Origin of the sequence: Mesorhizobium sp. B1-1-6 (assembly GCF_006443035.1) — a bacterium.
Taxonomy (GTDB): Bacteria; Pseudomonadota; Alphaproteobacteria; order Rhizobiales; family Rhizobiaceae; genus Mesorhizobium.
Map to the genome: position 1 here is coordinate 1 of NZ_VFWR01000044.1, position 1,672 is coordinate 1,672.

1 protein-coding gene is annotated in these 1,672 nt (G+C 60.6%); it reads left to right on the forward strand.

Annotated features, from left to right (window positions below; translation table 11 throughout):
- Window positions 1-81: 81 nt before the first annotated feature.
- Window positions 82-1,458, forward strand: coding sequence for an ISNCY family transposase (locus FJ979_RS32360; protein WP_181172000.1), 1,377 nt, complete (start codon window positions 82-84; stop codon window positions 1,456-1,458).
- The last annotated feature ends 214 nt before the right edge of the window (window positions 1,459-1,672 follow it).

A 1,672-nucleotide genomic window follows, 5' to 3' on the forward strand; every position in this document is an offset into this window, starting at 1 on the left:
TATTGCCGCAAAATAGAAATGTCTTGATTCCGCAAAGTAGGAATGTCGCCCTGCTCGCCGATGAGCGAGGGAGACGGCGGGTTGGGACTGATCTTAATGAGCGAGCGCGAGCTGCAACGCATCGAGGTGCTGTCGAAGGTTTTGGAGCGGCGCATGACGGTTGTCTCGGCGGCGCATGTCCTGGATATGACAACGCGCCAGGTCCAGCGTCTGCTGAAGGCGTTCCGGACTGAAGGCGCCGCGGCACTTCGGCACAAGGCTCGAGGACGACCGTCGAACCATCGATATGTCGCCGGCATCGGTGAGTTGGCGGTTCGGCTGGTTCGGGAACACTATCTCGACTTCGGGCCGACCTTGGCGGCCGAGAAGTTGGCGGCGAACCACGGCCTGATCGTGTCGCGAGAGACGTTGCGCAAATGGATGGCGGAAGCCGGAATCTGGCTGTCGCGCAAGCAGCGCCGGACATTCCATCAGCCTCGTTTGCGTCGAGAATCTTATGGCGAGCTGGTGCAGATCGACGGCAGTGATCACCGTTGGTTCGAGGAGCGGGGCGATCCATGCACCCTGCTCGTCTTCATCGACGACGCCACGAGCAAGCTCCAGCAGCTTCGCTTTGTGAAGTCGGAGAGCACCTTCAGCTACTTCGAGGCGCTGGAACTCTATCTGAAGGCACACGGCTGCCCAGTCGCATTCTACTCCGATAAGCACACTGTGTTTCGTGTCGCCAAGAAGGATGCCAAGGCAGGCCGCGGCATGACCCAGTTCGGCCGCGCCTTGTCAGAACTCAACATTGAGATCCTGTGCGCCAATTCGAGCCAGGCCAAAGGCCGGGTCGAAAGGGTCAATCGGACGCTGCAGGACCGTCTTGTGAAGGAACTGCGCCTCGCCGGCATATCGGACATCGAGGCGGCCAATGCGTTCCTACCGGCGTTCATGGTCGACTTCAACGAGAGGTTCGCCAAGGTCTCTGCCCGACCGGACAATCTGCATCGCGCGTTGAATGTTGCGCCGGATCGGCTGCGTGACGTGCTGTGCAAGCGGGAGCAGCGCTATGTCGGCCAGCAATTGTCATTCTCCTACGAGCGCAGGCAAATCATGCTGGAGAAGAACGAGCTTTCGTGCGGACTGGTCGGCAAATACGTCGATATCTACGAGTTCGCCGACGGTCGGCTGGACGTTCGGTGGAGAGCGTGTTCCCTGCCCCACACCGTCTTCGACAAGGAGCAGCGCGTCACGCACACGGCGATCACCGAGAACAAGCGGCTCGGCGAAGTGCTGACCTGGATCAAGGCTCAGCAGGACGAGGCGCGGCCTCCGCCGAAGATCAAGACCAACAGCGAGCAGAGCGCCTACAAGAAGCGCGGAACGAGGCCGGGTCGCAGGACGGATTTCATGAACGATCCTGCTGTCATCGCGCGGCGAGAACAGGCACTGGCAAGGTTGGCCGCAGCCGAGTGAAGCGGCTCTCAAAGCCAAAGCCGAGGGGAACCTACTGGAACCGCACCCGATCGGGCTGCGCAACCCCGACCAGCTTACGCCCGATCGGGCGCTCCGTCGGCGCCAGGGTCCGCCTAATTGTCGCATTTCTAACTTGCTGCACCCTGCCCTTTGGAACGGCCAATGCGACATTTCTACTTTGCAGAACCGGCGACATTTCTACATCGCCGCCACA